Origin of the sequence: Rhizobium mesosinicum (assembly GCF_019511345.1) — a bacterium.
GTDB lineage: Bacteria > Pseudomonadota > Alphaproteobacteria > Rhizobiales > Rhizobiaceae > Rhizobium > Rhizobium mesosinicum.
In genome coordinates this window covers 1-25,853 of sequence record NZ_JAEUAK010000012.1, presented here as the reverse complement: position 1 = coordinate 25,853, position 25,853 = coordinate 1, and the positions used below count along the sequence as shown (strand labels likewise).

At 61.3% G+C, this 25,853-nt stretch carries 21 protein-coding genes and 1 pseudogene; 8 read left to right on the top strand and 14 right to left on the bottom strand.

The genetic code is table 11. The features are described 5' to 3' along the window. Window positions 1-6: 6 nt before the first annotated feature. The 3 genes and pseudogenes from JNB85_RS25100 to JNB85_RS25090 all read left to right on the top strand — a co-directional run bounded on the left by JNB85_RS25100 (window position 7) and on the right by JNB85_RS25090 (window position 1,674). The gene (locus JNB85_RS25100; protein ID WP_220337051.1) at window positions 7-807 is read left to right on the top strand and encodes an SDR family NAD(P)-dependent oxidoreductase; all 801 of its coding nucleotides are present in this window, start codon (window positions 7-9) and stop codon (window positions 805-807) included. Between the two features lie 54 nt (window positions 808-861). Continuing rightward, window positions 862-1,077: pseudogene (locus JNB85_RS25095) on the top strand (hypothetical protein); the annotation flags it as partial. 21 nt (window positions 1,078-1,098) lie between these two features. After that, window positions 1,099-1,674: a cysteine hydrolase family protein gene (locus JNB85_RS25090; RefSeq protein WP_220337050.1), complete on the top strand. Its 576-nt coding sequence runs from the start codon at window positions 1,099-1,101 to the stop codon at window positions 1,672-1,674. Window positions 1,675-1,684: 10 nt separating this feature from the next. On the opposite strand, the gene JNB85_RS25085 is transcribed toward JNB85_RS25090, so the two are convergent. From JNB85_RS25085 to folP, 5 genes are all read right to left on the bottom strand, one after another. Further along, window positions 1,685-2,128, bottom strand: coding sequence for a DUF421 domain-containing protein (locus JNB85_RS25085; protein WP_220337048.1), 444 nt, complete (start codon window positions 2,126-2,128; stop codon window positions 1,685-1,687). Window positions 2,129-2,135: 7 nt separating this feature from the next. Then, entirely contained in the window at window positions 2,136-2,630 is a 495-nt protein-coding gene (locus JNB85_RS25080) for a hypothetical protein (RefSeq protein ID WP_220337046.1), read from the bottom strand. 175 nt (window positions 2,631-2,805) lie between these two features. Continuing rightward, window positions 2,806-3,345 (bottom strand): 2-amino-4-hydroxy-6-hydroxymethyldihydropteridine diphosphokinase, encoded by a 540-nt coding sequence (gene folK / locus JNB85_RS25075; protein ID WP_220337044.1) that lies wholly within the window; start codon window positions 3,343-3,345, stop codon window positions 2,806-2,808. Further along, window positions 3,326-3,694, bottom strand: coding sequence for a dihydroneopterin aldolase (gene folB, locus JNB85_RS25070; RefSeq protein WP_220337042.1), 369 nt, complete (start codon window positions 3,692-3,694; stop codon window positions 3,326-3,328). Before folB ends, folK begins: the two co-directional genes overlap by 20 nt. Window positions 3,695-3,764: 70 nt before the next feature. Further along, window positions 3,765-4,658: a dihydropteroate synthase gene (gene folP / locus JNB85_RS25065; protein ID WP_220337040.1), complete on the bottom strand. Its 894-nt coding sequence runs from the start codon at window positions 4,656-4,658 to the stop codon at window positions 3,765-3,767. Window positions 4,659-4,970: 312 nt separating this feature from the next. Between folP and JNB85_RS25060 the strand changes: the two genes are divergently transcribed. Continuing rightward, the gene (locus JNB85_RS25060) at window positions 4,971-5,600 is read left to right on the top strand and encodes a DUF922 domain-containing Zn-dependent protease (RefSeq protein WP_220337038.1); all 630 of its coding nucleotides are present in this window, start codon (window positions 4,971-4,973) and stop codon (window positions 5,598-5,600) included. 403 nt (window positions 5,601-6,003) lie between these two features. On the opposite strand, the gene JNB85_RS25055 is transcribed toward JNB85_RS25060, so the two are convergent. Both JNB85_RS25055 and JNB85_RS25050 read right to left on the bottom strand, forming a co-directional pair. Beyond that, a complete protein-coding gene (locus JNB85_RS25055; RefSeq protein WP_183746765.1) occupies window positions 6,004-6,324 on the bottom strand; it encodes a 2Fe-2S iron-sulfur cluster-binding protein in 321 nt (106 codons plus the stop codon). Between the two features lie 201 nt (window positions 6,325-6,525). Beyond that, on the bottom strand, window positions 6,526-6,897 hold the full coding sequence (locus JNB85_RS25050; RefSeq protein ID WP_220337036.1) for an Hpt domain-containing protein: 372 nt from the start codon (window positions 6,895-6,897) through the stop codon (window positions 6,526-6,528). Between the two features lie 464 nt (window positions 6,898-7,361). On the opposite strand from JNB85_RS25050, the gene JNB85_RS25045 reads away from it, so the two are divergent. Both JNB85_RS25045 and JNB85_RS25040 read left to right on the top strand, forming a co-directional pair. Further along, a complete protein-coding gene (locus JNB85_RS25045) occupies window positions 7,362-14,327 on the top strand; it encodes an apolipoprotein A-IV repeat region-like domain-containing protein (RefSeq protein WP_220337034.1) in 6,966 nt (2,321 codons plus the stop codon). 209 nt (window positions 14,328-14,536) lie between these two features. Further along, on the top strand, window positions 14,537-15,403 hold the full coding sequence (locus JNB85_RS25040) for a D-alanyl-D-alanine carboxypeptidase family protein (RefSeq protein ID WP_220337033.1): 867 nt from the start codon (window positions 14,537-14,539) through the stop codon (window positions 15,401-15,403). 63 nt (window positions 15,404-15,466) lie between these two features. Here the strand turns inward: JNB85_RS25040 and JNB85_RS25035 are convergent, their stop codons facing one another. The 4 genes from JNB85_RS25035 to JNB85_RS25020 form a co-directional block, all read right to left on the bottom strand. After that, a complete protein-coding gene (locus JNB85_RS25035) occupies window positions 15,467-16,081 on the bottom strand; it encodes an ABC-type transport auxiliary lipoprotein family protein (RefSeq protein ID WP_220337030.1) in 615 nt (204 codons plus the stop codon). Window positions 16,082-16,158: 77 nt separating this feature from the next. After that, window positions 16,159-17,529: an MlaD family protein gene (locus JNB85_RS25030; RefSeq protein ID WP_220337029.1), complete on the bottom strand. Its 1,371-nt coding sequence runs from the start codon at window positions 17,527-17,529 to the stop codon at window positions 16,159-16,161. A gap of 9 nt (window positions 17,530-17,538) precedes the next feature. Further along, window positions 17,539-18,387, bottom strand: a complete 849-nt coding sequence (locus tag JNB85_RS25025) for an ABC transporter ATP-binding protein (RefSeq protein ID WP_220337028.1) — start codon at window positions 18,385-18,387, stop codon at window positions 17,539-17,541. A 1-nt stretch (window position 18,388) separates the two neighbouring features. Next, window positions 18,389-19,558 (bottom strand): ABC transporter permease, encoded by a 1,170-nt coding sequence (locus JNB85_RS25020; protein WP_220337027.1) that lies wholly within the window; start codon window positions 19,556-19,558, stop codon window positions 18,389-18,391. Window positions 19,559-19,659: 101 nt separating this feature from the next. Between JNB85_RS25020 and dgcA the strand changes: the two genes are divergently transcribed. Continuing rightward, entirely contained in the window at window positions 19,660-20,643 is a 984-nt protein-coding gene (dgcA, locus tag JNB85_RS25015; protein WP_220337024.1) for an N-acetyl-D-Glu racemase DgcA, read from the top strand. On the opposite strand, the gene JNB85_RS25010 is transcribed toward dgcA, so the two are convergent. Continuing rightward, window positions 20,595-21,815, bottom strand: coding sequence for an MFS transporter (locus JNB85_RS25010; RefSeq protein WP_220337022.1), 1,221 nt, complete (start codon window positions 21,813-21,815; stop codon window positions 20,595-20,597). The genes dgcA and JNB85_RS25010 overlap by 49 nt on opposite strands. Before the next feature lie 172 nt (window positions 21,816-21,987). After that, window positions 21,988-22,800 (bottom strand): UDP-2,3-diacylglucosamine diphosphatase, encoded by an 813-nt coding sequence (locus JNB85_RS25005; protein ID WP_220337020.1) that lies wholly within the window; start codon window positions 22,798-22,800, stop codon window positions 21,988-21,990. Window positions 22,801-23,094: 294 nt separating this feature from the next. On the opposite strand from JNB85_RS25005, the gene JNB85_RS25000 reads away from it, so the two are divergent. After that, window positions 23,095-25,407, top strand: a complete 2,313-nt coding sequence (locus tag JNB85_RS25000) for an NADP-dependent malic enzyme (protein WP_220337018.1) — start codon at window positions 23,095-23,097, stop codon at window positions 25,405-25,407. 35 nt (window positions 25,408-25,442) lie between these two features. Here the strand turns inward: JNB85_RS25000 and JNB85_RS24995 are convergent. Beyond that, the coding region (locus tag JNB85_RS24995) for an RNase H family protein (protein ID WP_220337017.1) at window positions 25,443-25,853 on the bottom strand (411 nt) is incomplete at its 5' end.

Here is a 25,853-nt window from a genome sequence, read left to right as displayed (position 1 = left end):
AGCGACATGGCTGACACTGCTTCGATCAAGGGCCTCGCCGTCATTACGGGGGCGTCCACCGGCATCGGTTATGAACTTGCCAAATGCGCGGCACAGGATGGCTATGACCTCATCATCGCCGCGGATGAAGCGCGCATTGTCCAGGCGGCCGCAAACCTCAAGGAATTCGGGGTGGCCGTCGAGGCCGTCGATACCGATCTGTCCACTATTCAGGGCGTCGATAAGCTAATGGAACGCGTCGAAGCCGATGGCCGGTCGGTCGACTTGCTGATGGCGAATGCAGGTCGCGGTCTCGGGAAGGGATTCCTCGATCAGGATTTCGCGGAGGCGAGGAAGGTTGTCGACACCAATATTACCGGCACGATCTATCTGGTCCAGCAGATCGGCAATCATATGCGGGCGCGGGGCGAAGGACGCATCCTTTTTACCGGTTCGATCGCCGGTTTCATGCCGGGCTCTTACCAGGCCGTCTACAATGCTACGAAAGCCTTCATCAACAGCTTCTCCTTCGCCCTGCGCGAAGAGCTGAAGGAAAGCGGCGTCACGGTGAGCTGCCTGATGCCTGGTGCAACCGAAACAGAATTCTTCAAGCGGGCGGATCTGCTGGATACGTCGATCGGCCAATCGAAGAAAGATGACCCGGCCGACGTAGCCCGCATCGGCTACGACGCCATGTTGGATGGCGAAGGCGATGTCGTCAGCGGCTGGAAGAACAAGCTGCAAGCCGCCGTCGCCAACGTCACCCCCGCCAGCATGCTTGCCCACCAGCATGCGAAAATGGCGGAGCCCGGTTCTGGTGAAAAGTGAGGCCTGCCCAGACCACACAAAGCAAGGGAGATCAATGAGATGAACGCGACCAATACGGATACGGAAACGAGAAGCCTGAAGCTCGCCAAGGAATATCTGCGCCTCGGCGGACACCGCCGCTCCAAGATCGACGATAACATCACCACTGTGCGCCAGTGGGAAAAAGATCCGCCGGAGGCCGAACGCTTTTGGAAGGAACAAGTGGAGCCGCTTTCTGCCGCTGACCGCAAACAGGTCGAGGATTTCCTGCCCACCATCAATTCGCCCTGAATGCAGAAAGCCTAAGACTTCATGCCCGGCCACTGGATCCATCTCTGCATCGATATGCAGAAAATGTTCGCGGAACAGACACCATGGCATGTTCCATGGATGGCGACGGTATCGCCCCAGATCGTCGAACTCGCGGGACGGCATGCGGAGCGAACGATTTTCACCCGCTTCGTTCCTCCGCCGACCGCTGATGCCATGCCGGGCATGTGGAGGAACTATTACGAAAAATGGCCGATGATGACCGGCGAACAGCTACTGCCGGAACTCGTGGATATCGTTGCCGATCTGAAGCCTTTGGTACCGCCTGCCCGCATCTTCAACAAGCGAACCTATTCTCCCTGGATTGACGGGCGGCTGCATGAAACGCTCACGCAGGAAAAGGTCGAAACCATCGTCATTACCGGCGGCGAAACGGATATCTGCGTACTCGCCGCAGCACTCGGCGCAATCGATCTCGGCTATCGCGTGGTCCTGTTGAAAGACGCCGTCTGCAGCAGCGCCGACGAAACGCATGATGCCACACTCGAATTGCTGGGCGGTCGCTTTTCGGTACAGGTGGAAATTACCGAAACCGATGCATTCCTCTCCGGTCTCTGACCCCCTTCCTTCACTCCTTCGGGATGATGCTTATGTTTCCACTCACCTCGAGAATCGCAAACCGGATATCTTTAACACTCTCGATGCCCTGCTGCGTCCTTGCGGCTTCCATCACATCGTCTGGCTGAAGTCTGGATCCCTTTAGGGCTGCCTCGTCGTAGACCCCATTGGTAACCAGGACGGTCGGAACGCCGTCGATCAATCTGGCTGTGCGGCGCGACCAGCGCTTCAGATAGGAAAGCGCGATATCAGTCGTAAACAACGTGAGGATCAGGAGCACGGCATTGGTGATCGAATAATCGTCGCCCAGCATGGCCTGCTGTGTCGTCTCCGAAATCACCAGCACGATGACGAGGTCGAACGGTGTCATTTGAGCGAGCGTACGTCGCCCCGACAGACGAATGATGACCAGCAGGGTGAAATAGATGGCGATACCGCGAACGACTGCGTCCATCAACACCTCACGGCAAGATGATGACCGAACGTTCGACGACGTTCTGGCCAATACCGATGCGGAAGGAATACAGCCCCGGCTTCTGCGTCTGAAGCCTCAGGATCACCTGGCTCGCCGCGGTTGCATCGGCAGGAAAGGCATAGCCGATACGCCCGTTCTCGTAGTCCGTCGCTTTCTCCGGCGGGGCGATGCTTTCGATGGAGAAGATCGTCAGAAAATCGGGATCGACAACGAGCCTGCGGTCCGAAGAAGATGGTAGGAAAAAGACGCGCAGCTCGTCGGGCGCATTCCACCGCGTGATGATCGGAAGTTCGAGGCTGCCGCCGGCAAGCTTCGATTCCCGTTGGGAGAGAGGCCCGCCGCGGCCAAGCGCTCCGAAAAGCGCGGCAACGAGAATGGCGGCAAAACCAATCCATGCCCAACGCTGTGCGAACCAGAAGCGCTGCTGGAAGCGAGTATGATCTTCGATGCCTTCCGGAAGGCTGCTGCTCGTTTTCGGCATGTCAGTACCTGAACGAGCAGCCTTTCCGGCCGCTGTTGAATTGCCTCATGCTACCTCCGGCTCAGTCGCCATTGGGAGTTAGCGCGGCCGGTGCAGGCGACAAGACGTTGCGAACACGAGGAAAGGGCTTCGCATGACGGCGCTCACGAGGGGTGTTAAGGTCCTGCAGCCTGCGCTAAATGGCCCTTCCGGCCTTGTGCCACCAATCGCGGCTCTCGTCCGCAATCTCGATCCCAGCGGTGTCGGCGCCGGCTAGCCAATCGGCGACCGTCCTGCCCCGGACAGTGAGTTCGGGCGCGATGTCTGCAAGCGGCATCAGCACGAAGCCCCGCTCCGTCATGCGCGGATGCGGCAGTTTCAACCGCGGCGCATCCTGCTCGACGCCCTCATAAGTCAATACATCGATGTCGAGCGTGCGCGGCCCCCAGCGCTCGATGCGCTCGCGCTTCATCTCCCGCTCGATCGACAGGCAGAGATCGAGAAGCGCTTCCGGCGCAAGCCGTGTTTCCACTGCCGCGCAGGAATTGAAGAAAAAGGACTGGTCGGTCTTGCCCCATGGCGGCGTGCGGTAAAGTCGGGAGACGATGGCCACACGGCAATCTTGATGGGCGTCCAGCACCGCAAGCGCTGACGCCATGGACTTGACCGGGTCGCCGATATTGCCCCCGAGACCGAGCGTTGCGAGGCGGAATGAATTATCGGGTGCGATGCTCAACGGTCACCTGCACGAAATCGAGCACGCCAGGAATCGGCGCATTCGGCTTGCGCACCGTGATCTTGGCCCTGATGATCTGGGGAAATTTCTTACAAAGGCCCCTGGCGATATCGAGCGCCAGCGCCTCGATCAGGTAGCGCCGCTTGCCGACGACGATCTCTTCGATGATGGTGAAGGCGGTGCCGTAATGGACGGTTTCGTCGATGGAATCGTTTTCCAGTGCGCTGCCCGCTTCCACCTCCAGTTCGGCATCGACGAAGAAACGCTGGCCGAGGAATTCCTCCTCGGCATGCACGCCGTGACGGGCGAAGAAGGCACAGTTCTGCATCAGGATCGTATAGGTGCTCATGACGGCCTCCCTAAAGCATGCCGAGCAAAAATGCACAGCGGTTTTGCGACGACATGTGTCAAACAACGGCTTAACGCATGGCATGCGGATCTGAAAGACCGTGGCGCGCGCTAAAAGCGTCGTCCCTGGCGGCCAGCATAGCATCGGCGACGGCAAGCGCATCCCTGTTGATTGCGACATTGTGTACCCGAAAAACAGCTGCCCCCTGCAGCCTCAGAAGCGCACTCGTTGCAGCCGTCGCCGCATCGCGCTCCGCCGGCTCCCGGCCGGTGAGCGCGCCGAGGAAGCGTTTGCGCGAGGTGCCGGCGAGAAGCGGCAGGCCGAAGCGATGCAGCTCTTCGAAACGCGCCATCAGCTCAAGATTTTCTTTCGGTGTCTCCTTGGCAAAGCCGAAGCCGGGATCGAGCACGATGCGGTCGCGCTGGACGCCGGCAGCGGAAGCGATTTCCAGCGAACGCTCGAGAAAGAAGACCTGGTCATCTATGATATCGGCAAGTTTGTGCCGTTCGCGGCTTGTATGCATGATGCAGAGCCCTGCCCCAGTCTCAGCCGACAGCGCGGCGATACCAGGCTCCTTCTGCAGGCCGAAGACGTCGTTGACGATATGGGCGCCGGCGCTGACGGCAAACCGCGCCGTTTCCTCGCGGTAGGTATCGATGGAAATCAATGCTTGGGTGCGTCCGCTGAGCGCCTCGATGACGGGCAGAACGCGCGCCTGTTCCTCCGCCGGACTGACCGAGGCTGCATCCGGCCGCGTCGATTCACCGCCGATATCGAGGATTTCGGCGCCCTCCGCGACTGCCTGCAACGCATGCTGGACGGCCCTGTCGACGGTATCGTAGCGCCCGCCGTCGGAGAAGGAGTCCGGCGTCACGTTGACGATCGCCATGATCACCGAGCGCTTGTTCAGCTCGATCTCGCGGCCGTGGGCCACACGCCAGAAACTGCTATCGAGCCGTTTCACCAGCCTAATCCCATCGCTATAGCTTGGCGCGGTCTCTAAAGCGTCGTACGTCCATTCGGACGCACTGAGAACGCTCTAACTCATTGAGTCTACGCATCAGACTTTCCGGAAAATCAATTCGGATTTTCGGACCGATGTTGTTGGATCCGCGCGCCAGGCTTTAAGTCTTCGTATTTTTCGCGCATCGCTATCGCAAAGCCGCGGCGTTTTTTTGCGCGACATGCTTTGCGCGAAAAAAGCCGCTATTCGATATTGCGCTTGCGGTGGCTATGCCCCAAGCTCCGCCAAACTTCAACACAGGTTCAGCTCAGAATGCCGCTTGTAGTGCGTATTATGCGCCTTCCCATCGCTTTTTCCATGATTGCCGTTATTCTCTGCAGCCCTGCGGCGGCCGAAGTCGTTGCCACGAAAAGCTATTCCTACTTCGATATCAAGGGGAAGACGGCCGATGAGCTCGACGACGAACTGAGCCGCCGTGGCCCAACGGCGAACGGCTCTTCCGCCCGCCATCCCGGCGCCACCAAGATCCGCTTCGGCGGCGAGGCGACCTATATTCAGGAAAATGGCCGCTGCCGCGTCGGCAACGTCAAGGTTACCGTCCACACACAGATCATCATGCCGCGCTGGGGCAACCGCAAGGGCGCGAGCCGCGAGCTGTCGATGATCTGGGATGCGCTGTCGAGCGATATCAGGCGCCACGAGGAGCGCCATGCGGAGATTGCCCGCACCCAGGCGCACGTCATGGAGCGCGAACTCAAGGCGCTGCCTTCGCAGCGCAATTGCGAGGCCATGCAGGAGCTCGTTTCCGATGCTTCGGCTCGCGGGATAGAGGAGCATGACAAGTTGCAGGCCCGATTCGACCGCGTCGAGGCGGTCAATTTTCAGAATCGCATGTTGAGACTGCTCAACAACAGACTCAAGGGCAAGGGCGGCGAAAGATAGGCTCTTTTTGCCTTCGAAGCGAGCAGAGATCGTTAGCTGCCCAATGAAACTTGTGCGAAGCTTGTGGACGTCCCAGCCTTTTACTGGTCATTTTTCATTCTGGTGGACTCAACCGGAACGCGGTAATATGACTATATTCGAAAGTGCAGTAAGGCAGATGGCTTTCGTGACTGTGTTCTCCTGGCGCGTTCCAAAGCCGCGGGTGTTCCTCCCTCATCCGTAGGTAATGCGCCCGCCTCGCCTCGCCCGCCTCCGGCGTGCGAGGCTCTCTTTTTGGAAAGAGCTGCGATTTTGGGAGTTAGAGCCTTTCCTGGTTCAATTGAAGCATTCTGTCGGCTCAAACGGAATCGGCCGGTCGATCAGACGGCCCGTTTCAGCCAACCCCGGTGGTTTGCTTGCAGCTCTAAGCCTGCCGTTCCGGCACGTGCACGGTGAGACCGTCATAGGCAGCCTTCATCCTGATCTGACAGGAAAGGCGCGAGGTCGGGCGCACGTCGAAGGCGAAGTCCAGCATATCCTCTTCCATCGCTTCCGGCGGACCGACGACCTCGGTCCACTGCTCGTCGACATAGACGTGACAGGTCGCACAGGCGCAGGCGCCGCCGCATTCTGCCTCGATGCCGGGCACGGAATTGCGGACCGCATTCTCCATCACGGTGGAGCCTTGATCGACCTCAAGATCGAAGCGCGTTCCGTCAAAGGCGACGATGGTAAGTTTGGGCATCGGGATTATTTCCGGTCTTTCGTAATAGGTGGGCGGATTTCTTCCGACAATTCGGCGCGTCAGTCAACATTGCCGACCCCCGTGAACCTTGCAGATCGGTCGAAGTTCCGCCGTTCTCAATGCGTCATCGAAGAGGTCGCAAAAAGACCCGCCGTTCCCTAATGAAACAGCGGGCCTAGGTTCTTCCCGACCTGTCCTGCCTTATCCACGGCAGAGTTTCAGAATGAAATTCTCGGCGTCGACGACGGCTGCGCCCAATGCCGCCATGGCGGCGACGTCACCATTGTTCTCTTCCACGGCTTCCGCCGACTGCGAAACCCGGAAGGCGCCGACGGAGCTTGCGGCTCCCTTCAGACGGTGTGCCGCAGCACCCACCTTGCCAGACTCGCCGCTTGCGATCTCCTGCAGGCAGGCGCGGGCCTGGCGTGCAAACATCTGGAGAACTTCGATTTCCACCGTCTTGTCGCCCATGGTTTGGCGCGCAAGATGGACGAGGTCGATCGGCCGGATCTTGGAAGGCGAAGGTCCCGCAGAATTGTCAGGTGCTTCGAATGCGATACTCACTGCTGCCATTTTGCCAATTCTCCCGTCGTAGAACTCCGCGCTTGCTATCGTTGTGCGGTTGGAGAATGGCTATCCCGTTAAATTCGGGCGCATTCGGGATAAAAATCTGGCCATATGGTTAATGTCCCTTAAACATCGCTAAAATATCGGCTTTTAGGGCGCTTCCGAAATTTAAAGGTGTTAACAACAGGTTAAGAGGAGCGGAAACGCAAGGGTTCATTAATTGTGTGGGAAGCCCAGATGTGTCACTACGATACTGTTGAGGCGGGCTCATGCCGCGCGCCTTTGCCGACAGAGTGGATAATGGTAGTGTTTTGATACCTTTCGTTTGAAAAATCGGCTATCTACTCTGAAATGACATGCTTATCCGTCCGTCTTGGGATGGAAGGCTGGAATGGCGAAGGTTCTTTCCGGGCGCAGGCGGTGGCCCGGATGCGCTGCCGGACCGGCCGGGAATTACGAGGCATATCGGAATGGCGAATAACAAGTACAATGAATCGATCGAGGATAAGGCGTTCAAGGCATTGGACGAAGCGCTTCAGATCGATTTCGGCCAGGAGAACGTGCCGTCTCGCCGCGGCAACGCGCCCCATGCCCCGGAGGCTAATGTGACCGACCCATCCAATGCCCGTAATCAGTCCCAGGAAGAAGCACAACGCCGCCGCGGCCGCGCTGCCCGAACAGGCGACCAGCAGGCTCCGCGGGCACCGGCCTTCTCTCCCGCCAACGATGCCAGCCGCAATTCGCCCGCTTCGCTTCTGAAGTCGCTGGAAAACGGCTCCAGCCGCCCTGCCCTGCGCACGGCCGCTCTCGTCTCCATCCTATGGGTCGTCATCGGCCTCGGGCTGATGTTCATGCTCTATGCGCCGCAGATCGCCCAGATCCGCTCGCTGACCGATCTTGCCGCCCTGCCGGGCGTAATTGCCGGCATCATCGGCATCGTCGTGCCCGTCATGATGTTCTATGCCTTCGCCATCATGATCGCGCGCGCCCAGGACATGCGCAATGCCGCCCGCTCCATGGCCGAAGTTGCACTGCGCCTTTCCGAGCCGGAAACCATTGCGTCTGAACGCATCCTGACGGTCGGCCAGGCCGTGCGCCGTGAAGTCTCCGCCATGAACGAAGGCATCGAGCGCACCATCGCGCGGGCTTCCGAACTCGAAACGCTCGTGCATTCCGAAGTGAATGCGCTGGAGCGTTCCTATGCGGACAACGAACTGCGCGTGCGCGGCCTCGTTCACGAGCTCGGCTCCGAGCGTGAAGCGATCGTCAACCATGCCGACCGCATCCGCTCCTCCATCGCCGGCGTCCACGACCAGCTTAAGGAAGAGCTGTCGCTTGCGACGGAAGAGATCGCCATCCGCCTTGCGACCTCGGGCGAAGCCTTCGCCTCGCTGATCGATACGCGCGCTGCGGCGATCATGGAAAAGTCGGACAGCGCCATACAGTCGCTCGGCACGCTGCTGGCCGCCAAGACCGATACGCTGCTCCATACGCTGACCGCATCCGGCCTTGCGATCGGCAATGAATTCGACAACCGCTTGGACGCGCTGACCAACACGATTAACGAACATGGCGAACGCCTGCTCACCCAGTTCGAGACACGCGCCTCGACGATGGATGCGAGCACCGAGCGGCTGAATGCCGCCCTTCATGAGCGCACCCAGCAGCTCAACGAAATCCTGGTTTCCCGCACCCGCGAGATCAATCAGAGCCTGACATCAGGCGAACGCACGATCACCGGCACGCTCGACGACGTGCTCTCCAGGCTGAACGCCGCACTCGACGAAAAGGGCGCAAGCTTCCGCCAGAGCCTGCAGTCGACGGCCGACGACGCCGTCATGGATCTCGACGTGCGCTCCGGCTTCTTCGAGGAACGCCTGCAGGGGACCGTCGCCCAGCTTTCGGCCGCCTTCGACGAACGTGTCGCCGAATTCACCGATGCCTTCGACAAGCGCTCCGGCTCGCTCGACACCAAGCTCATCGAAAGCCTCGCCCGCATCAACGAGACGCTGTCTGGCAACGCAGAGTCGATCGAAAACCTCCTCAGCACCAATATCGATCGCCTGGGCACGGCGGTGACCGACCAGTCGCTGGCGCTGGCAACCGCCTTTGCGACCGGCCAGGAAGTGCTGGAAGGCACGCTCTCCGGCCGCGTGGATGAAATCACCTCCGCATTGACGGCCCGCACCGGCGAGCTTGGCTCGGCGCTGAGCAACGCCACGTCGGAAATCTCGCTGGCGCTCGCAGCCGGCACTTCCGAACTGCAGAACAACCTCGCCGCCCGGACAGCCGAGTTCCGCGATACACTGCAGACAACCACGAGCGAACTCGCCACTGCCGTCGACAGCGGCACTGAAAAGGTCACAGGGGCATTCGGTGGCCGCGCCGAAGAGCTGAGCGGCGTTCTCGCCGCCCGCGCCGCCGAAATCGCCGATGCGCTAAAGACTGCGCATACCGACCTTGACGGCGTGATGGCCGAACGTGGCGGAGCGCTGATCGGCGCACTTGCCGACCACCACACCCGCTTCGAGAAGGCGCTCACCAGCCGTTCCGAAGCGATCATAAATACTGTCTCGGGTACGCATGACCGTCTCGCCGAAACGCTTGATGAAAAGGCGATGGCGCTGGCGATCTCGCTGAACGAAACCCAGTCGCGCATCGAAGACACGCTCTCCACCCATTCGGAATCGCTCATCAATGCGGTTTCCGGCACCAATGACCGCCTCGCTGAAACGCTGCAGCAAAACCAGGCTCGTATCGAGGATACGTTTGCGGCCCGGTCGGAGTCCTTCCTCAACGCCGTCTCCAGTACCCATGACCGTCTTTCAGATACGCTGGACGAAAAGGCAATGGCGTTGGCGATCTCGCTGAACGAAGGCCAGGCCCGTATCGACGATACGCTTGCAACCCGCTCGGAGGCGATCATCAATGCCGTCTCCGGTACGCATGACCGCCTCGCCGAGACGCTCGATGAGAAGGCGATGGCGCTTGCCATTTCGCTGAACGAAGGCCAGGCCCGCATCGATGAGACGCTGGCGACCCGTTCGGAGGCGCTGCTCAGCGCCGTTTCCAGCACGCATGACCGTCTCGCCGATACGCTTGATGAAAGGGCGATGGCGCTCGGCATCTCGCTGAACGAAACGCAGTCGCGCATCGAAGACACGCTCTCCACCCATTCGGAAGCGTTGATCAATGCCGTCTCGGGCACGCATGACCGCCTCGCCGAAACGCTCGACGAAAAGGCCATGGCACTCGGCATTTCGCTGAACGAGACGCACTCGCGTATCGAGGAAACGCTGTCGACCCATTCGGAAGCGTTGCTTGGCGCCGTATCAGGCACGCATGACCGCCTCTCGGAAACGCTCGACGAAAAGGCGATGGCGCTTGCCATCTCGCTGAACGAAAGCCAGAGCCGGCTGGAAGACACGCTGACGGCGGGTACCGATGCTTTCGTCAATGCGGCCACCGGCACGCATGACCGGATCGTCGCATCGCTCGGCGAAAGTCAGCTCCGCATCGAGGAAGCACTCGCCAGCCGCGCCGAATCCGTCGTCAACGCCGTCACGAACAGTGCCGACCGCCTGTCCGATACGCTCGATGAAAAGACCATGGCGCTCGCCATTTCGCTCGATGACGGCCAGAGCCGCTTCGAATCCGCGCTCGAAAACCGCAGCAATGCCATCATGGCCACCGTTGCAAACGCCGAAGAGCGTGTTGCCGGCGCCTTTGCCGACCGCACGGAAGCGATCCGCGCCGCCTATACGGACAATCAGGCACGTCTGGAAACGGCGCTCGCCGAGCACACCTCCACCCTGTCCGAAGCCCTCGATGCCGGCAGCGTCCGCATGGAAGGCATCATCGGCAGCATGACAGGCCGCATCGAGGACGGTCTTACCCACGCTCAACAGCGTATGGCCGCCCTTGCCAACGATGCCGCCAACAACGTCGAAGGCGGTCTCGCCGCCGCGCATGATCGTATCCGCGCTACGCTTGACGACCGCACCAATGCAATCACGCTGACGCTGACTGAGGCCCATAATCTCATCAACGACACGCTCTCCGAACAGGCGACTTCGATCGGCACGTCGGTTGCGACGAGCATCAGCATGCTCGAAATGTCCCTGGAAGACCGGGAAGCTGCGATCCGCAATGCGATCGATAGGAGTGCACAGACGCTTGAGGATCGCATGCGCGAAGGTGCCGGGCAGATCGCCGGCCGCTTCCAGGAAGCCGCCAACACGATCTCGCGTTCGGCCGCCGATTTCTCGGGCCATCTCGACCACTCCGTCGACAACCTCACCGGCCGCTTCACTGAGACCGGCGCCCGCGTCGAAGCCAGCCTTGCCGCCATCGAAGCCCGTATTGCCGATGGCGTCGGCGGCGTGGTCGACAAGGTCGATGCCGCAGGCAGCCATCTCTCCGGCCTCCTGGATGACGGGATCTCCCGTCTGGGTTCGATCGGCGACGACGCAGCCCAGCGCATCGCCGCAACGCTCGGCACCAGCGCCGCAAACCTGACCGAGGCGCTCGACAGCCGCACCGCCAGCCTGACGGAAGCTTTCGACGGCCGCGCCGCCAGCCTGACGGATGCGCTGCACGCCGGCAGCGCCAACCTCACCAAGGCCCTCGACAACAGCAGCGCAAACCTCACGCAAGCTCTCGACAGCCACAGCGCCAATCTCACCCAGGCTCTGGATAGCCGCAGGGCACAACTTGCCGAAACGCTCGACAGCGGCAGTGCGACCATGGCCCAGTCGATCGACGGCCGGACCTCGGCTCTGAGCGACATGATGGATCGCGGCACCGCGCGCATCGAAGAGCGTCTTTCTACGATGGACCGCGCCCTGACCATTGGTCTCGATGCCGTCAACCGCACGATTGAGGGCAAGGCAGCCGGTCTCGCTGCAAGTCTGCGCAACGCCGTTGCCGAAGCCGCCGAAGGCATGGATGGCGAAGCCGCCAAGTCTTCGGAACTGCTCAGCCGCACCGGCCAGCAGTTCGCCGACGCCATGGACGAGCGCTCCGCGCAGATCGTCAACCGTGTCGCCGAGGCGCAGAACCGCCTCGCCGGCCAGGCTGCCGCCGTTGCCCAGACCTTCTCCGAGGCCGGTAACGTCATTGTCAGCAAGGTCGCGGAAGCGGAAAACATCGTCAGCAGCCAGGTCAGCGCCATCAATCATGCGCTCGCCGATGCCGGCCAGACGCTGGAAGCGCACGGCAATTCGATCCGCTCGACGCTGACCGACGCCGGCAGCCAGATCACATCCAGCATGGCCGAGGTCGACCGCGCGCTGGAGGCCCGCAGCAGCATCATCCGCTCCAGCCTGGAGCAGCGTGCCCGCGAAATCGACACCACCCTCAGCGATATCGACAAGGCACTGGAAGCACGTGGCAATTCGATCCGCACAACGCTCGAAGAGCGTACCCGCGACCTGAATTCCACGCTTGCCGGCCGTTCCACCGAGCTGACGCGCATCCTGGATGAGACGGCACGGCCGCTCATCGACCGCTACATGGATGCCGGCCAGGAAGCCGCAGCCCGTATCACCGCGGCGGCCAACCTCAGCGCCGACCGCCTGCGTGCCGAAAATGACGCACTCACCCAGGCTGTCGCCGCGCGTGCCGAAAACGTCGCCAATGCTGTCGCTACCATTGAGAACAGCCTGACGAACAACGTGAACGGCCTCGTCCAGCGCCTGTCGGAAAGCAGTGCCGTAATGGCCGACATGATGACGCGCGCCGCCGATCAACTGAGCGGCGTCGACAGCCGTCTCGGCGATACGACGACACGCTTCACCGACTCTGCCGCCAAGGCCGCCGAAATGGTCTCGGCTTCGACCCGCCTTCTCGAAGGCAAGGTCGATCGCCTCTCGGATATCTCCGGTCAGACGCTTGCCCAGGTCGGCAGCATCATCGGCCGCTTCGACGACCATTCGAAGGTTCTTGGCCAGGCCTCGCAGCTTCTCGCCGCCGCCCAGTCCGGCCTCGTTTCGACGCTGGAAGAGCGTGAGACTGCCCTGCAGACGCTGGCAGCCGGCCTCGTGCAGCGTTCGGGCGAAATCGAAAAGACCATGCGCGGCCTCGGCGGAATGATCGAAGCGGTCTTCGAGCGCGCCGAGCAGCGCTCCAACCAGGTCACTGGCACATTGCGCCAGAGCGTGCAGGCTTCGTTTGCCGACATCGGCCGCGTGCTTTCGGACACCGAGAAGCGCGCAGAGGAAGCCGCATCCACGATGCGCGAAGCGATCAACCGCGCCGGCGAGGAAGCCAATGCGACGATAGACAGCAGCTTTGCCAATGTCGAACGTCGCTCCGGCGATCTCACCAACCGCCTGCGTGGCGGCCTTACGGCCTCGCTGTCGGAAGTCGAGCGCATGCTCGGCGAGGCCGGCCGCGCCTCCGACAACGCGGCGCAGAACCTGCGCGAGTCGCTTCGCGATGCGATCGAGGAAGCTGTCGGCCGCTTCTCGGGTGCAACGGAAGAGATCCGCCGCTCCGCTGCCGATATCCGCAACGAGCTCGATGCCACGCGCGCGGAGCTGAAGCGCGGCGCCTTCGATCTGCCGGAAGAAGCCAAGGAAAGCGCGTCCGCCATGCGCCGCGCCGTCTCCGAGCAGATCAAGGCTCTGCAGGATATTTCGCAGATCGTCGGCCGCTCGAGCCAGCGTCTGGAACTCTCCGAGCCGGTCGCCCGCACGCTCGCCCAGGCCGAGCCTGCGCCGCGTGTCACTCAGCCGGTGATCCCGACGGCGCCTGCCCCGCAGCCGGCCCCGACGGCACGCCAGTCGATCGAATCCATGGGCCTGCGCGGCACCATTGCACCGACGCCAGCCCCTGCGCCCGCTCCGACCCCCGCTCAGCAGCGTCCGGTCGCTCAGGCTCCCCAGCCGTCGCCTGCCCCTGCTCCAGTCAGGCAGGAAGCGCCGCGCACGGAAGCGAGCAGCGGCGGCTGGATCAGCGATCTGCTGCGCGGCGCATCGCGTGAAGAGGCCGAGGAGGCACCGCGTGCGGCCCCGACCCGCCCGGCAGCGGAAGCAGCCGCTCCGCCCCCTGCTCCTGCTCAGCGCGCCAATGACAGCCGCAACCCGCGCCATGTCGTTGAATCGCTGAACTCGCTCTCGGTCGATATCGCCCGCGCCATCGATCACGACGCCTCAGTCGATCTGTGGCGCCGCTATCAGCGCGGCGAGCGCGACGTGTTCACCCGCCGTCTCTATACGCTGAAGGGCCAGCAGACTTTCGACGAGATCAAGCGCAAGTACGACCGCGAACCGGAATTCCGCACCGCCGTCGACCGCTATATAGGTGATTTCGAGAAGCTGCTCGCCGATGTCGCGCGCACCGATCCGAACCGCACCGTCACGCAGTCTTATCTCACGTCGGATACCGGCAAGGTCTACACGATGTTGGCCCATGCCGCTGGCCGGCTGAGCTGAATTCCGGCCTGAAGGGCGGACCCAACACGGTGAGACAAAAGGGGTCATCTGTGGATGGCCCTTTTTTATTGCTTCGGCTCCTTCATTCCGTCACAAACATTCCCGATCCGCATTCGCCAAGATGATACGTCAGACCGCGATCCGCCAGACCATTTGCCAAGCCGGTTGCCAAAGCCAATCGCTTGCTACGACAGAGACAGCAGACATTGATGACCAAGACGACCTTCCGGCTCAGGGCCGCCGCCCTTTCGTCCGTATTCCTTCTGGGTGCGTTCATTCGGGCCGAAGCCGGCCAGGCAAGCTTCCTCGTTGACGTGCAGTCCGGACAGGTCTTGGAAGCGTCCAACCAGGATGATCTGAACTACCCGGCATCGCTCACCAAGATGATGACGCTCTATCTCACCTTCCAGGCACTTCATGAGAAACGCCTGACCTGGGATCAGAAGATCACCATGTCGGAAAATGCCGAGAGCAAGGAGCCCTTCAAGCTCGCCATCGGCGCCGGCCGCAAGGTCACAGTCAAGGAAGCCGTGGAAAGCATCGTCGTTCTCTCGGCCAATGATGCGGCCGTGGCGCTTGCCGAACAGCTCGGCGGTACCGAGCAGGCCTTCGGCACGCTTATGACGGACAAGGCCCGCCAGCTCGGTATGGCGAACACCGTCTTCAAGAACCCGTCGGGCCTGCCGGATCCTGAACAGGTCACCACGGCGCGCGATATGGCGACCCTCGGCGTTGCCCTCATGCGCGACTTCCCGGAAGAGTTCAAACTCTTCTCCATGCGCGGCTTCCAGTTCCGCGGCATGAAACTGCGCGGCCACAACAACCTCATGTACCGCTACAACGGCGTCGACGGCATCAAGACGGGCTTTACCGACGCTTCCGGCTACAACGTCGTCACATCAGCCGCCAAAGATGGCCGCCGCGTCGTCGGCGTCGTCATGGGCGAAAAGACGGCCAGCCTGCGCGACGACAAGATGGCCGGCCTGCTCGACAGCTACCTGCCCTCGGCCTCAAGCGCGACGGCGTCGGCAACAGACGGCAGCCCGACGATGACGGATGCCCAGCCGACAAAGTAAGCCAAGAACGAGAAAGCCCAAAGCTGGCTGACGGTTTCGAGCTTTATCATTGAAAATGAAGGTTCAGATCGATTTCAGCGTCCAGCCGACGATTTGGTCGGTCACTGCCGTAAAGGCGTGGTCCAGCCCTTTCACAAAGCCGGCATTGTCGCCTCCGGCCGAGGCCGTGGCGCGGAAGACCTGCTGGGCGCGTACCGCACCGTTACGGTCATTGAGGATCTTGACGGATATCTCCACCACAGCCCTGTTGCCGGAGGAGGCGTCGATCTCGAAGGATCTGATGTCGCTGACCACCTGATAGTCGATCGCCAGTCCCTGGCCCGGCTTTCCGACGCCGCCAAGCTTGCCGGAGTTTTCGAAGGCTTCGACGAGCTTCGACTGCACCATGCGCGGCAGCGTATCGCTCCATTGGGAGCGCGACAGATATTGAATTTCCGAGGGTGAAACACGGATGACGATTTGATCGCTGTTCAGCGCCTTCAGGGCCGTCGGATCGGCAATCAGGATCTGCTTGTTCTTGGCCGACGGACCCGTGCCATCGACTGCGGCTGCCGAGAGATCATAGGTGTCGTTCTTCGCCGCCGTCCCGCATCCTGCCAGGAGTGCGGCCGTCAGCGGCAAAATAATCGCCGTTCCGCGGATCCAGGAACGGCGTGACATCACATGCGAAAGACCCATATTACGCTACCCCTGACCTGTGTTTTTCTTTCCCGCAATTCCGGACGTAAAACCGCTGCATATTTTCTGGAATTGCGCTAGCGCCGAGTGCGCCCGTCATATTGTTTGACCGTCGGCCCGCCGAAGATGATCCGCTGCGGGTTCTGGTCGAAATTGCTGATGGCATTGTTCAGATTATTGGCCGTGCCGCGCAGCTCGTTGACGAGCGTCTGGACGTCACTGAGGCCGCTGCCCGAGAACCGCTGCAGATTGTCAGCGATCGGTCCGATACGCGAATTGAGGTTATCGGCAACTTTTTTGAAGGATTCGAGCGTCGCGCGCGCTTCGGTAAAGAGCGAGTTCGTATTGTCGGTGCCGAGCAGCGCATCGACCTTGATGAGAATACCGTCGACGCGGGTCGAAGCAGAGTTCAACTTGTTGGCCATCTGTTGAACGTCCTGGATCGTCTGGTCGATGTCCTTCTTGCGGCCTTTGACGGTATCGGTGACATCGCGGATCGAGGCGACCGCAGAGCGCGCATCCTTCGTTGCCTGGGCGATATCGTCTACCGAACCCTTGACCTTATTGGCGTCGATAGCCGCGACCAGCGTATCGACGCGATCAAGCGTCTGCTGGGCCTGCTTGCCGAATTCGTTGTAGGTCGTGACCGTCTGGTCGACCTTGGCGACGAGGCTCTTGAGATCGCCCGAGGCATCGGCCACGTCGCGGCTGACCTTCTCGGCGTTGGACAGGATCGTATTGATCTTCTGCGCATCGACCGCCTTCACGAGATCCTCGACGGCGGCAAGCGTCGAGTCGACGCGGCCCGAGACATTGCGCACCGTGTTGGAGAGGTCGCCGACGCTCTGGAGGAAATTGTCGATATTGCCGGAATTCTTGGCGAGCGCATCCGAGAAGGTTTCGGCATTCTGCAGGGTCTTGGTCAGCGGCCCGCGGGCGTCGCGCACGAAGCCCTGCACATCGCCAACGGCATCGTTAGCGCGGTCGAGGATCTTGTCGGCTGTTGCAAGCAGGTTGGTCACGCTCGACTGGTCGGCAACGATCACGGCGCGTTTGCCGCTTTCCAGCGCCTGCTGGAGAATGTTCTTGTCTTCCTTGCGGCCACCGGAAAGCTCGATATAGGCCGCACCCGTCAAACCCTGGATTTCAAGGGCAGCCTTGGTGGACGGATAGATCGGCGCATCCGAGCGCACCTCGGTGAAAGCCAGCGAATATTGCGGATCGTCCGCATCGATGGAGAGCGTCTGCACCGAGCCCACCTGAATGCCGTTGAAGCGAACGGGGGAACCGACGCTGAGGCCGTTGGCGGAGCCCGGGATGCGCACGATCAGCTCGGCCATCGGGCCACTCCGACCATATTCAGCCATCCAGTAGACGAAGCCGAATGCGGCCGCGATCACCAGAACGGTGAAAAAGCCGACGATCGTATAATTGGCTCTGGTTTCCATCGTCTCCGGTCACTTCCCGCTGTCATGCTGCGCCCTTACAGGCGCGTCTTCCTGCGGCACGATCGAACGCGCCCGCTTACCTTTGAAATAGGCCTGAACCCACGGATCGTCGTAGGCCAGCATGTCGTCGATCGTGCCCTCCACCATTACCCGCTTCTTTCCGAGCACGGCAATACGGTCGCAGACCGAAAACAGGCTGTCGAGGTCGTGGGTGACCATATAGACGGTTAGTCCCAGGCTATCGCGCAGATTGGCGATCAGTTCGTCGAATTCCGCTGCACCAATGGGATCGAGGCCGGATGTCGGCTCGTCGAGGAAGACGAGCTCCGGGTCGAGCGCCAGCGCGCGGGCGAGCGCTGCGCGCTTGATCATGCCGCCAGAGAGCTCGGAAGGATATTTGTCGGCCGCGTCGGCGGCGAGCCCGACCATACGGATTTTCAGATGCGCGAGCTCATCCATCAGCGTGACGGGGAGATCGAGATATTCGCGCATCGGCACCTGGATATTCTCCTTCACCGTCAGCGAGGAGAAAAGCGCGCCCTGCTGGAAGAGGACGCCGAGACGCATGTCGAGCGCATTGCGCTCCGGCTCGTTCAGTTCGTCAAAATTCTGGCCGAGGATTTTAATGGTGCCGGAGCGGCGTGGCAGCAGGCGAAGCACGGTGCGCATCAGAACCGATTTGCCGGTGCCCGAAGCGCCGACGAAGCCGAGGATCTCGCCGCGGTAAATATCGAGATTGAGTTTGTCGAGCACCACCTTGGAGCCGAAGCCGACGGTGACATCGCGCGCCGACAGCACGACATCCCGATTGCCGTTCTTGGTCGTCTCGATCGGTTGCTGATCCACGTCGCCCGCCATGTCAGAAATCGATCGCTGCATAGAACATCGCAAAAAGCCCGTCCATCAGGATAACGACGAAAATCGCTTTCACGACCGAAGCCGTCACATGCTGGCCGAGCGATTCGGCGCTGCCGCCGACCTTCAGGCCCTCGACCGCCGCGACAATGCCGATGACGAGCGCCATGAACGGCGCCTTGATCATGCCGGCAAGCACGGTCGAGAGCGTCACAGCCTCGTGCAGGCGCGACAGAAAGGTGGCAAAAGTAATTCCGGAATAGGCATAGGCGACGGCGGCGGCACCCGCCAGCGATGCAAAGTTGGCAATTACGGTCAGAAGCGGCAGCGCAACGGTCAGTGCCACAAGCCGCGGGAAGATCAGTACCCCGATCGGGTTGAGGCCCATCACTTTCAGCGCGTCGACTTCCTCGCGCATCTTCATCGAGCCGATCTCGGCGGTGATCGCGCTGCCCGAGCGGCCGGCGATCATGATGGCGGTCAAAAGCACGCCGATTTCACGCAGCTGCAGAATGCCGACGAGATCGACGACGAAGATTTCCGCGCCGAAATAACGAAGCTGAAAGGCGCCCTGCTGCGCGATGATCGCCCCGATCAGAAAGGACATCAGCAGGATGATCGGAACGGCCCGCACACCCATATGGTCGATCTGGTTGACGATCGAGGCCGGCGAAACGCCGCTGCCGCGGCCGAACTTCATCTGCGCGCCGCGCACCGCCGACCCCAGGATATACATGGAGGCGGCGACATTGTCCCAGACATCGAAGGTCATCCGCCCGATCGGCGCAAAGATCCGCTCGACGACCGAAAGCTTCTCCTTCTGCTCTGGCTCCTGCTTTTCTGGCTCCTTGGAGAAGGTGGCGATCAGCTCGTCGATGTGCTGGTTCGTGCCTTCAAAGCGAACCGTTCCTCCAGCGTCTTCCTGCTGTTTCTTCAGCCGGCAAAGCAACCAGACGCCGGCCGTGTCGATATCGGTGACGTCGGAAAGATCAAGCGTCAGGTCGCCGCTATTGCTGCGCGCGAGCTTCTCAAAATCCTGCAGGACGAGATGGATGTTGGCGCTGCGCCAATTGCCTTCAAGATGCACATGCCGGGCCGAGCCCTCGGCTCGGTCGTCCACATGCAGGGAAGCGGCGTTGCGTTTCTCGGGCTTCAAAATACTTGTGTCTTTCAATGCTTGCAGCGACAGTCGCGACTCGCGAACATTATATTCGCCGCCCGGCGCGTTAATATACAGATGCGACGCGCAATTTCCATGCTGGCAGGAGAGCAAATATGCCGCGCCACCTTGATATCCAGATGAATTCATTCCCGATTGCCGGAACTTTCACCATCGCGCGCGGGGCAAAGACCTCGGCCGACGTGATCACCTGCACACTGACGGAGGCAGGCGCCAGGGGGCTGGGCGAATGTGTTCCCTATCGCCGCTATGGCGAGACGATGGAGAGCGTCATGGCACAGATCGAAGCGGCCCGCCCGCTGATCGAGGACGGCATTTCGCGGACCGAGTTGCTGCATGCCATGCCGCCGGGAGCAGCCCGCAACGCCGTCGATTGCGCGCTCTGGGATCTCGAAGCCAAGCTCACAGGCAAAAGCGTCGCCTCCCGGCTCGATCTGCGCAAGCTGAAGCCGCTGACCACGGCCTATACGATCTCGCTCGGCGAACCCGATGTCATGGCGGCCCAGGCGCGTGAACATGCGCAGCGCCCGCTTTTGAAGGTCAAGGTGGGCACTGACGATGACGAGAGCCGCATTCGGGCGGTGCGCGCCGCCGCGCCCGATGCCGCCATCATTCTCGATGCCAATGAGGGCTGGCCGGAAGACAGGCTGGAGCATCATCTTCGCATCGCTGCCGAAGCCAATATTGTGCTGGTGGAGCAGCCGCTGCCGGCCGGACGCGACGACATGCTGGCCGAGATCGCCCGCCACGTCCTCGTCTGCGCCGATGAAAGCGTCCATCACACTGGCGACCTCGCAAGCCTTGCCGACCGCTATGATGCGATCAACATCAAGCTGGATAAAACCGGCGGCCTGACGGAAGCGCTGGAAATGAAGGAGGAAGCCCAGCGGCTCGGCTTCTCCATCATGATCGGCTGCATGGTCGGCACATCGCTTGCGATGGCACCGGCGGTGCTCCTGGCCCAGGATGCCGATTTCGTCGATCTTGACGGGCCATTGCTGCTTGCGCGCGACCGCGAACCTGGGCTGACTTACGCCGGTTCCCTGGTCTTCCCGCCCGAAGGCAGCCTCTGGGGCTGAAGGTAGTAGGCGATGATGACGAGACCGAGCCCGAAGGCTGCGACACAGGCCATGACATAAAAGCTGTCGAGGCCGAGCGCGGAATAAATATAGCCGGAGGCGATCGTCATCAGGCCTGAAGCCATGCCGATATAGAAGAAATAAGCGCCCTGGGCCGAGGCCTCCTGGGTCTCCTGCACGGTGGCGACGATGCGCCGTTGCACACCGGTATGCACGAAGGCATAGGTAAAGCCGTGCAGGCATTGCAGCGCGAAGAAACCGATGAAGCTCGTCTCCATCGGGAAGAACACCCAGCGGCAGATGCTGACGGCGCAGCCGAAGCGGATTAGCGTCCAGGCATCGAAACGCCGGTTGAGGCGCCGCGACAGGAAGAAGACCGTTACCTCGGAGGCGACACCGGCGCTCCAGAGAACTCCGACTTCGGTGCCCGAAAAACCGAGCTGGTGCCAATAGATCGAGGAGAAGGCGTTGAGCAGCGCATGGCTTGCCTGCTGGATCGACACACCGAGCAGCAAAAGCAGCAGGTGCGGCTCGCGCAGCCCGCTGCCTGTCGTTGCCGGAAGATTGATCGGCTGGCCGCGCCGGCGCGTCGGTCCGATGCGCGGACAGAAGACCGCCATCGTAATGGTCAGCAGGAAGCCGAAGATCATGACCGGCAGCACCATGCCGCCGCCCCAGCGGCCGACCAGTTCTCCGCCGATGAGCGTGGAAATGATGAAGGCGATCGAGCCCCAGACGCGCATCGAACCGTAATCGAGCCCCCAGCGGCGCACACCCGAAATCACGATCGATTCGACGACAGGCACATAAGGGGCAAAGGTGGCGCCCTGCAGCGCAAAGACGATCAGCACCGGCCAGAAATTCGTCGTCCAGTAGAGCGCGATGGCCGTCAGCAGCGACAGGGTGCCCGACCATAGGAGCACATGCGCCCGCTCCTGCATGCGGTCGGCAAAGACTGCCACGATCGGTGCCACGAGAACGCGCACCACCATCGGCACGGCGAGGATCGTGCCGATCTGATGATCGTTGAACTGGTGAGTGGCAAGCCAGACGGGAAAGAAGGGCAGGACGATACCGTTGACCAGCAGTGGCGCGCTGTAGCAAAGCGCGCTGAGCTGCCGGAAGCGCGGAGGCGCTCCCTCACTCGTCGAGGGATTTTGTGCGGGAATCATGATGGACCTGAAGGAAACTTTGCGTTGCCTAACATATCCATTCGAGTGCGACTATTGCGAGAAATAGCCCTCTCGAAACGATTTAAAAAATAAATAGGGCCTGTCGCCACACGGCAACGGCTAAATTCCTGGTGCACCGGCGATGGCCGCCGATGCGGTACGTGCGCATTATTCAGGCAGCCTGTGGGGTGAGGTTGCCCTCTTCGAGTAATTCGACTGAAGTCAGTGTCGGCACGTTGCTGGTCAGCGCGCGCCAGGTGATGAGTTCGAACGTGCCGTCTTCATGCTCGGCGATCGCCGTGCAGCTTTCGACCCAGTCGCCGGTGTTGATGTAGCGGATGCCATCCATATCCTCGATCACGGCGTGATGGATATGGCCGCAGATGACGCCGTCGGCGCCGCTCTTGCGGGCTTCTTCTGCTACCACGCGCTGGAACTCGCCGATGAAGTTGACGGCGTGTTTGACCTGCAGCTTGGCCCAGGCCGAAAACGACCAGTAAGGCATGCCGAGATGACGGCGCACGGCAGCCAGCACGACATTAATGCGGATAGCCGTGTCGTAGGCCCAGTCGCCGAGATAAGCGAGCAGCCGAGCGTTACGCACGACGACGTCGAATTCGTCGCCATGCAGGATCAGATATTTCTTACCGTCAGCGCCGTCATGGATGATGCGGTCGACGACTTCGATGCCGCCGAAATGCGTGCCTGGGAAGGCGCGCAGGAACTCGTCGTGATTGCCGGGGATATAGACCACACGCGTACCCTTGCGCGCCTTGCGCAAGAGTTTTTGGACCACGTCGTTGCAGACCTGCGGCCAATACCAGCTGCGCTTCAGGCGCCAGCCGTCAACGATATCGCCGACGAGATAGATCGTGTCGGCTTCGTGATATCTCAGGAAATCCAGCAGGAAATCCGCCTTGGCGGCCTTCGAGCCGAGATGCACGTCGGAAATGAAGAGGGTGCGGAAGCGCCGGGGTTCCATCATGTCTATCACAAGCCTTTCCGCTCGTGTCCCATCGTTCTTCGTGTGGGTCTTCCAAAATCAGACTCGTGTATCAGGAAGATGACAAACCGCAGGAAAGCCCTGCAAAGCCACTCAATCCACCGGTTAGAGCCTTCCCGGTCTGAATGCTGAAATCCGAGCGGGGAAGGCCTTCCGTCAGATCACTGTTGCCAGCAGGTCAAAAAGTTCCGCCGCAGCCATTTCCGTACTGTTCCGACCGGTCGATTGATGTATGGAGAAGTCTCCAAAAGACTTCGAACAACGCTGGAGGCGGCGATGGATCACCAGGAAAAATCCAAATCGGAAAAGAATTTGACGGGCGGTAGCCTCGACGAGCAGGCGCTTTTCTTCCACCGCTATCCCCGCCCCGGCAAGCTGGAAATCCAGGCGACCAAGCCGCTCGGCAATCAGCGCGATCTGGCGCTCGCCTATTCCCCGGGTGTCGCCGCTCCCTGCCTCGCCATCCGTGACAATCCGGAGCAGGCCGCCGAATATACGTCTCGCGCCAATCTCGTCGCCGTTATCTCCAACGGTACCGCCGTGCTCGGCCTCGGCAACATCGGCCCGCTTGCCTCCAAGCCGGTCATGGAAGGCAAGGCCGTCCTCTTCAAGAAATTCGCCGGTATCGACGTCTTCGATATCGAAGTGGACGCGCCGGATGTCGACCAGATGGTCGCTACCGTCGCCTCGCTCGAGCCGACCTTCGGCGGCATCAACCTCGAGGACATCAAGGCGCCGGAATGCTTCCGCGTCGAGAAGCAGCTGCGCGAAAAGATGAAGATCCCGGTCTTCCACGATGACCAGCATGGCACCGCAATCATCGTCGCCGCCGCCATCCTCAACGGCCTGGAACTCGCCGGCAAGAAAATCGATGAGGTCAAGATCGTCGCCTCAGGCGCCGGCGCGGCAGCACTTGCCTGTCTCAACCTGCTCGTGACGCTCGGCGCCAAGCGCGAAAACATCTGGGTCCACGACCTCGAAGGCCTCGTCTATGAAGGTCGCGTCGAGCTGATGGACGAGTGGAAGGCTATCTACGCGCAGAAGAGCGACACACGCACCCTCGCTGACAATATCGGCGGCGCCGACGTCTTCCTCGGTCTTTCAGCCGCCGGCGTGCTGAAACCGGAATTGCTGGCGCAGATGGCCGACAAGCCGCTGATCATGGCTCTCGCCAATCCGACGCCTGAAATCATGCCGGATCTCGCCCGCGCCGCGCGGCCAGATGCGATGATCTGCACCGGCCGTTCCGACTTCCCGAATCAGGTCAACAACGTCCTCTGCTTCCCCTATATTTTCAGGGGTGCGCTGGACTGTGGCGCCGAGACGATCAATGAGGAAATGAAAATGGCCGCCGTGCGCGCCATCGCGGCCCTTGCCCGCGAGGAGCCGTCGGACGTTGCCGCCCGCGCCTATTCCGGCGAAACCCCTGTTTTCGGCCCCGACTATCTCATCCCCTCGCCCTTCGATCCGCGCCTCATCCTGCGCATCGCACCAGCTGTCGCCAGGGCCGCTGCCGAAAGCGGCGTAGCACGCCGCCCGATCACGGATTTCGATGCCTATCTCGACCAGCTGAACCGCTTCGTCTTCCGCTCCGGCTTCGTAATGAAGCCGATCTTCACGGCGGCGAAGGTGGCCGAGCGCAAGCGCGTGATCTTCTCAGAAGGTGAAGACGAGCGCGTGCTGCGCGCCGCCCAAGTGCTGCTCGAAGAAGGCATTGCCGAGCCGATCATCATCGGCCGTCCGCAGGTCATCGAAACGCGCCTGAAGCGCTACGGCCTGCGCATCCGCCCCTTGCAGGATTTCGATGTCATCAACCCAGAAGACGATCCGCGTTTCCGCGAATATGTCGATCTCTATCTGCAGCTCGTCGGCCGCCGCGGCGTCATTCCCGAAGCAGCCCGCACCATCGTGCGCACCAACGCGACCGTCATCGGTGCGCTGGCGCTCAAGCGCGGCGAGGCCGACGCACTGATCTGCGGCCTCGAAGGCCGTTACGAGAAGCACCTGCGGGATGTGCGCCAGATTATCGGCAAGCGCGCGAACGTGCGCGATTTCTCGGCTCTTAGCCTGTTGATCTCGCAACGCGGCGCGACCTTCTTCACCGACACCTACGTGACCTTCAACCCGACGGCCGAAGAAATCGCCGAGGCGACGGTTCTGGCAGCTGAGGAAATCAAACGCTTCGGCATCACGCCGCGCGCCGCTCTCGTCTCGCATTCGAACTTCGGCTCGCGCGAATCCGAAAGCGCCACCAAGATGCGCAATGCGCTGCAGCTGGTGCGCGAAGCTGCTCCCAATCTCGAAGTCGACGGCGAAATGCATGGTGAAAGCGCGATCTCCGATGAGCTGCGCCGCCGCGTCATGCCGCACACCACGCTGCATGACGAAGCCAACCTGCTGGTCTTCCCGAACCTCGATGCGGCCAATATCACGCTCGGCGTCGTCAAGTCGATGACCGACGGCCTGCATGTCGGCCCGATCCTGCTCGGCACGGCGATGCCCGCCCATATCCTGGCGCCATCTGTTACCTCGCGCGGTGTCGTCAACATGGCGGCGCTTGCTGTCGTCGAGGCATCGCAGCCGGCCTGAGCAGTTTGCGAAGCGAGACCGTTGGCACTGGAATATCAGGCGCGCCGTATTGTTCGGCGTCCCTGATCCGACAGCTCATCCGCCCGTTCGTTCCCTTCGATGCCGGAATGGCCCTTGCACCAGGCAATGCTTATCAGGGGATTCTTGGACAGTTCGCCATCAACGGCTTTCCAGAGTTCCGCATCTGATATTGCCCGGTTTCTGGCCTTGCCACCTCGGTTGCCTTTCTTCCAGCCATTGTTCCTCCAGATAGGTCGCCAGCTGTTGCAGCCTTCGACCGCGTAGACGGAATCGGACCAGATGACTGCTGCTACGCCCGGTGCCGTGCGGCTGATCCAGATTGCAGCCTCGAGCACGGCGGTCAGTTCCATCGCATTATTGGCGGCATCCTCAACGCTGCCGAAGCCGGACGCGGTTTCCACACCGTCGCGGTAGGCGACGAACGC

What these genes read in the sequence shown, in the direction of transcription:
- JNB85_RS25100 (WP_220337051.1), top strand. Translation starts at nt 7, where the DNA reads ATGGCTGACACTGCTTCGATCAAGGGCCTCGCCGTCATTACGGGGGCG.
- JNB85_RS25090 (WP_220337050.1), top strand. Translation starts at nt 1,099, where the DNA reads ATGCCCGGCCACTGGATCCATCTCTGCATCGATATGCAGAAAATGTTC.
- JNB85_RS25085 (WP_220337048.1), bottom strand. Translation starts at nt 2,128, where the DNA reads ATGGACGCAGTCGTTCGCGGTATCGCCATCTATTTCACCCTGCTGGTC.
- JNB85_RS25080 (WP_220337046.1), bottom strand. Translation starts at nt 2,630, where the DNA reads ATGCCGAAAACGAGCAGCAGCCTTCCGGAAGGCATCGAAGATCATACT.
- folB (WP_220337042.1), bottom strand. Translation starts at nt 3,694, where the DNA reads ATGAGCACCTATACGATCCTGATGCAGAACTGTGCCTTCTTCGCCCGT.
- JNB85_RS25060 (WP_220337038.1), top strand. Translation starts at nt 4,971, where the DNA reads ATGCCGCTTGTAGTGCGTATTATGCGCCTTCCCATCGCTTTTTCCATG.
- JNB85_RS25055 (WP_183746765.1), bottom strand. Translation starts at nt 6,324, where the DNA reads ATGCCCAAACTTACCATCGTCGCCTTTGACGGAACGCGCTTCGATCTT.
- JNB85_RS25050 (WP_220337036.1), bottom strand. Translation starts at nt 6,897, where the DNA reads ATGGCAGCAGTGAGTATCGCATTCGAAGCACCTGACAATTCTGCGGGA.
- JNB85_RS25045 (WP_220337034.1), top strand. Translation starts at nt 7,362, where the DNA reads ATGGCGAATAACAAGTACAATGAATCGATCGAGGATAAGGCGTTCAAG.
- JNB85_RS25040 (WP_220337033.1), top strand. Translation starts at nt 14,537, where the DNA reads ATGACCAAGACGACCTTCCGGCTCAGGGCCGCCGCCCTTTCGTCCGTA.
- JNB85_RS25035 (WP_220337030.1), bottom strand. Translation starts at nt 16,081, where the DNA reads ATGGGTCTTTCGCATGTGATGTCACGCCGTTCCTGGATCCGCGGAACG.
- JNB85_RS25030 (WP_220337029.1), bottom strand. Translation starts at nt 17,529, where the DNA reads ATGGAAACCAGAGCCAATTATACGATCGTCGGCTTTTTCACCGTTCTG.
- JNB85_RS25025 (WP_220337028.1), bottom strand. Translation starts at nt 18,387, where the DNA reads ATGGCGGGCGACGTGGATCAGCAACCGATCGAGACGACCAAGAACGGC.
- dgcA (WP_220337024.1), top strand. Translation starts at nt 19,660, where the DNA reads ATGCCGCGCCACCTTGATATCCAGATGAATTCATTCCCGATTGCCGGA.
- JNB85_RS25010 (WP_220337022.1), bottom strand. Translation starts at nt 21,815, where the DNA reads ATGATTCCCGCACAAAATCCCTCGACGAGTGAGGGAGCGCCTCCGCGC.
- JNB85_RS25005 (WP_220337020.1), bottom strand. Translation starts at nt 22,800, where the DNA reads ATGATGGAACCCCGGCGCTTCCGCACCCTCTTCATTTCCGACGTGCAT.
- JNB85_RS25000 (WP_220337018.1), top strand. Translation starts at nt 23,095, where the DNA reads ATGGATCACCAGGAAAAATCCAAATCGGAAAAGAATTTGACGGGCGGT.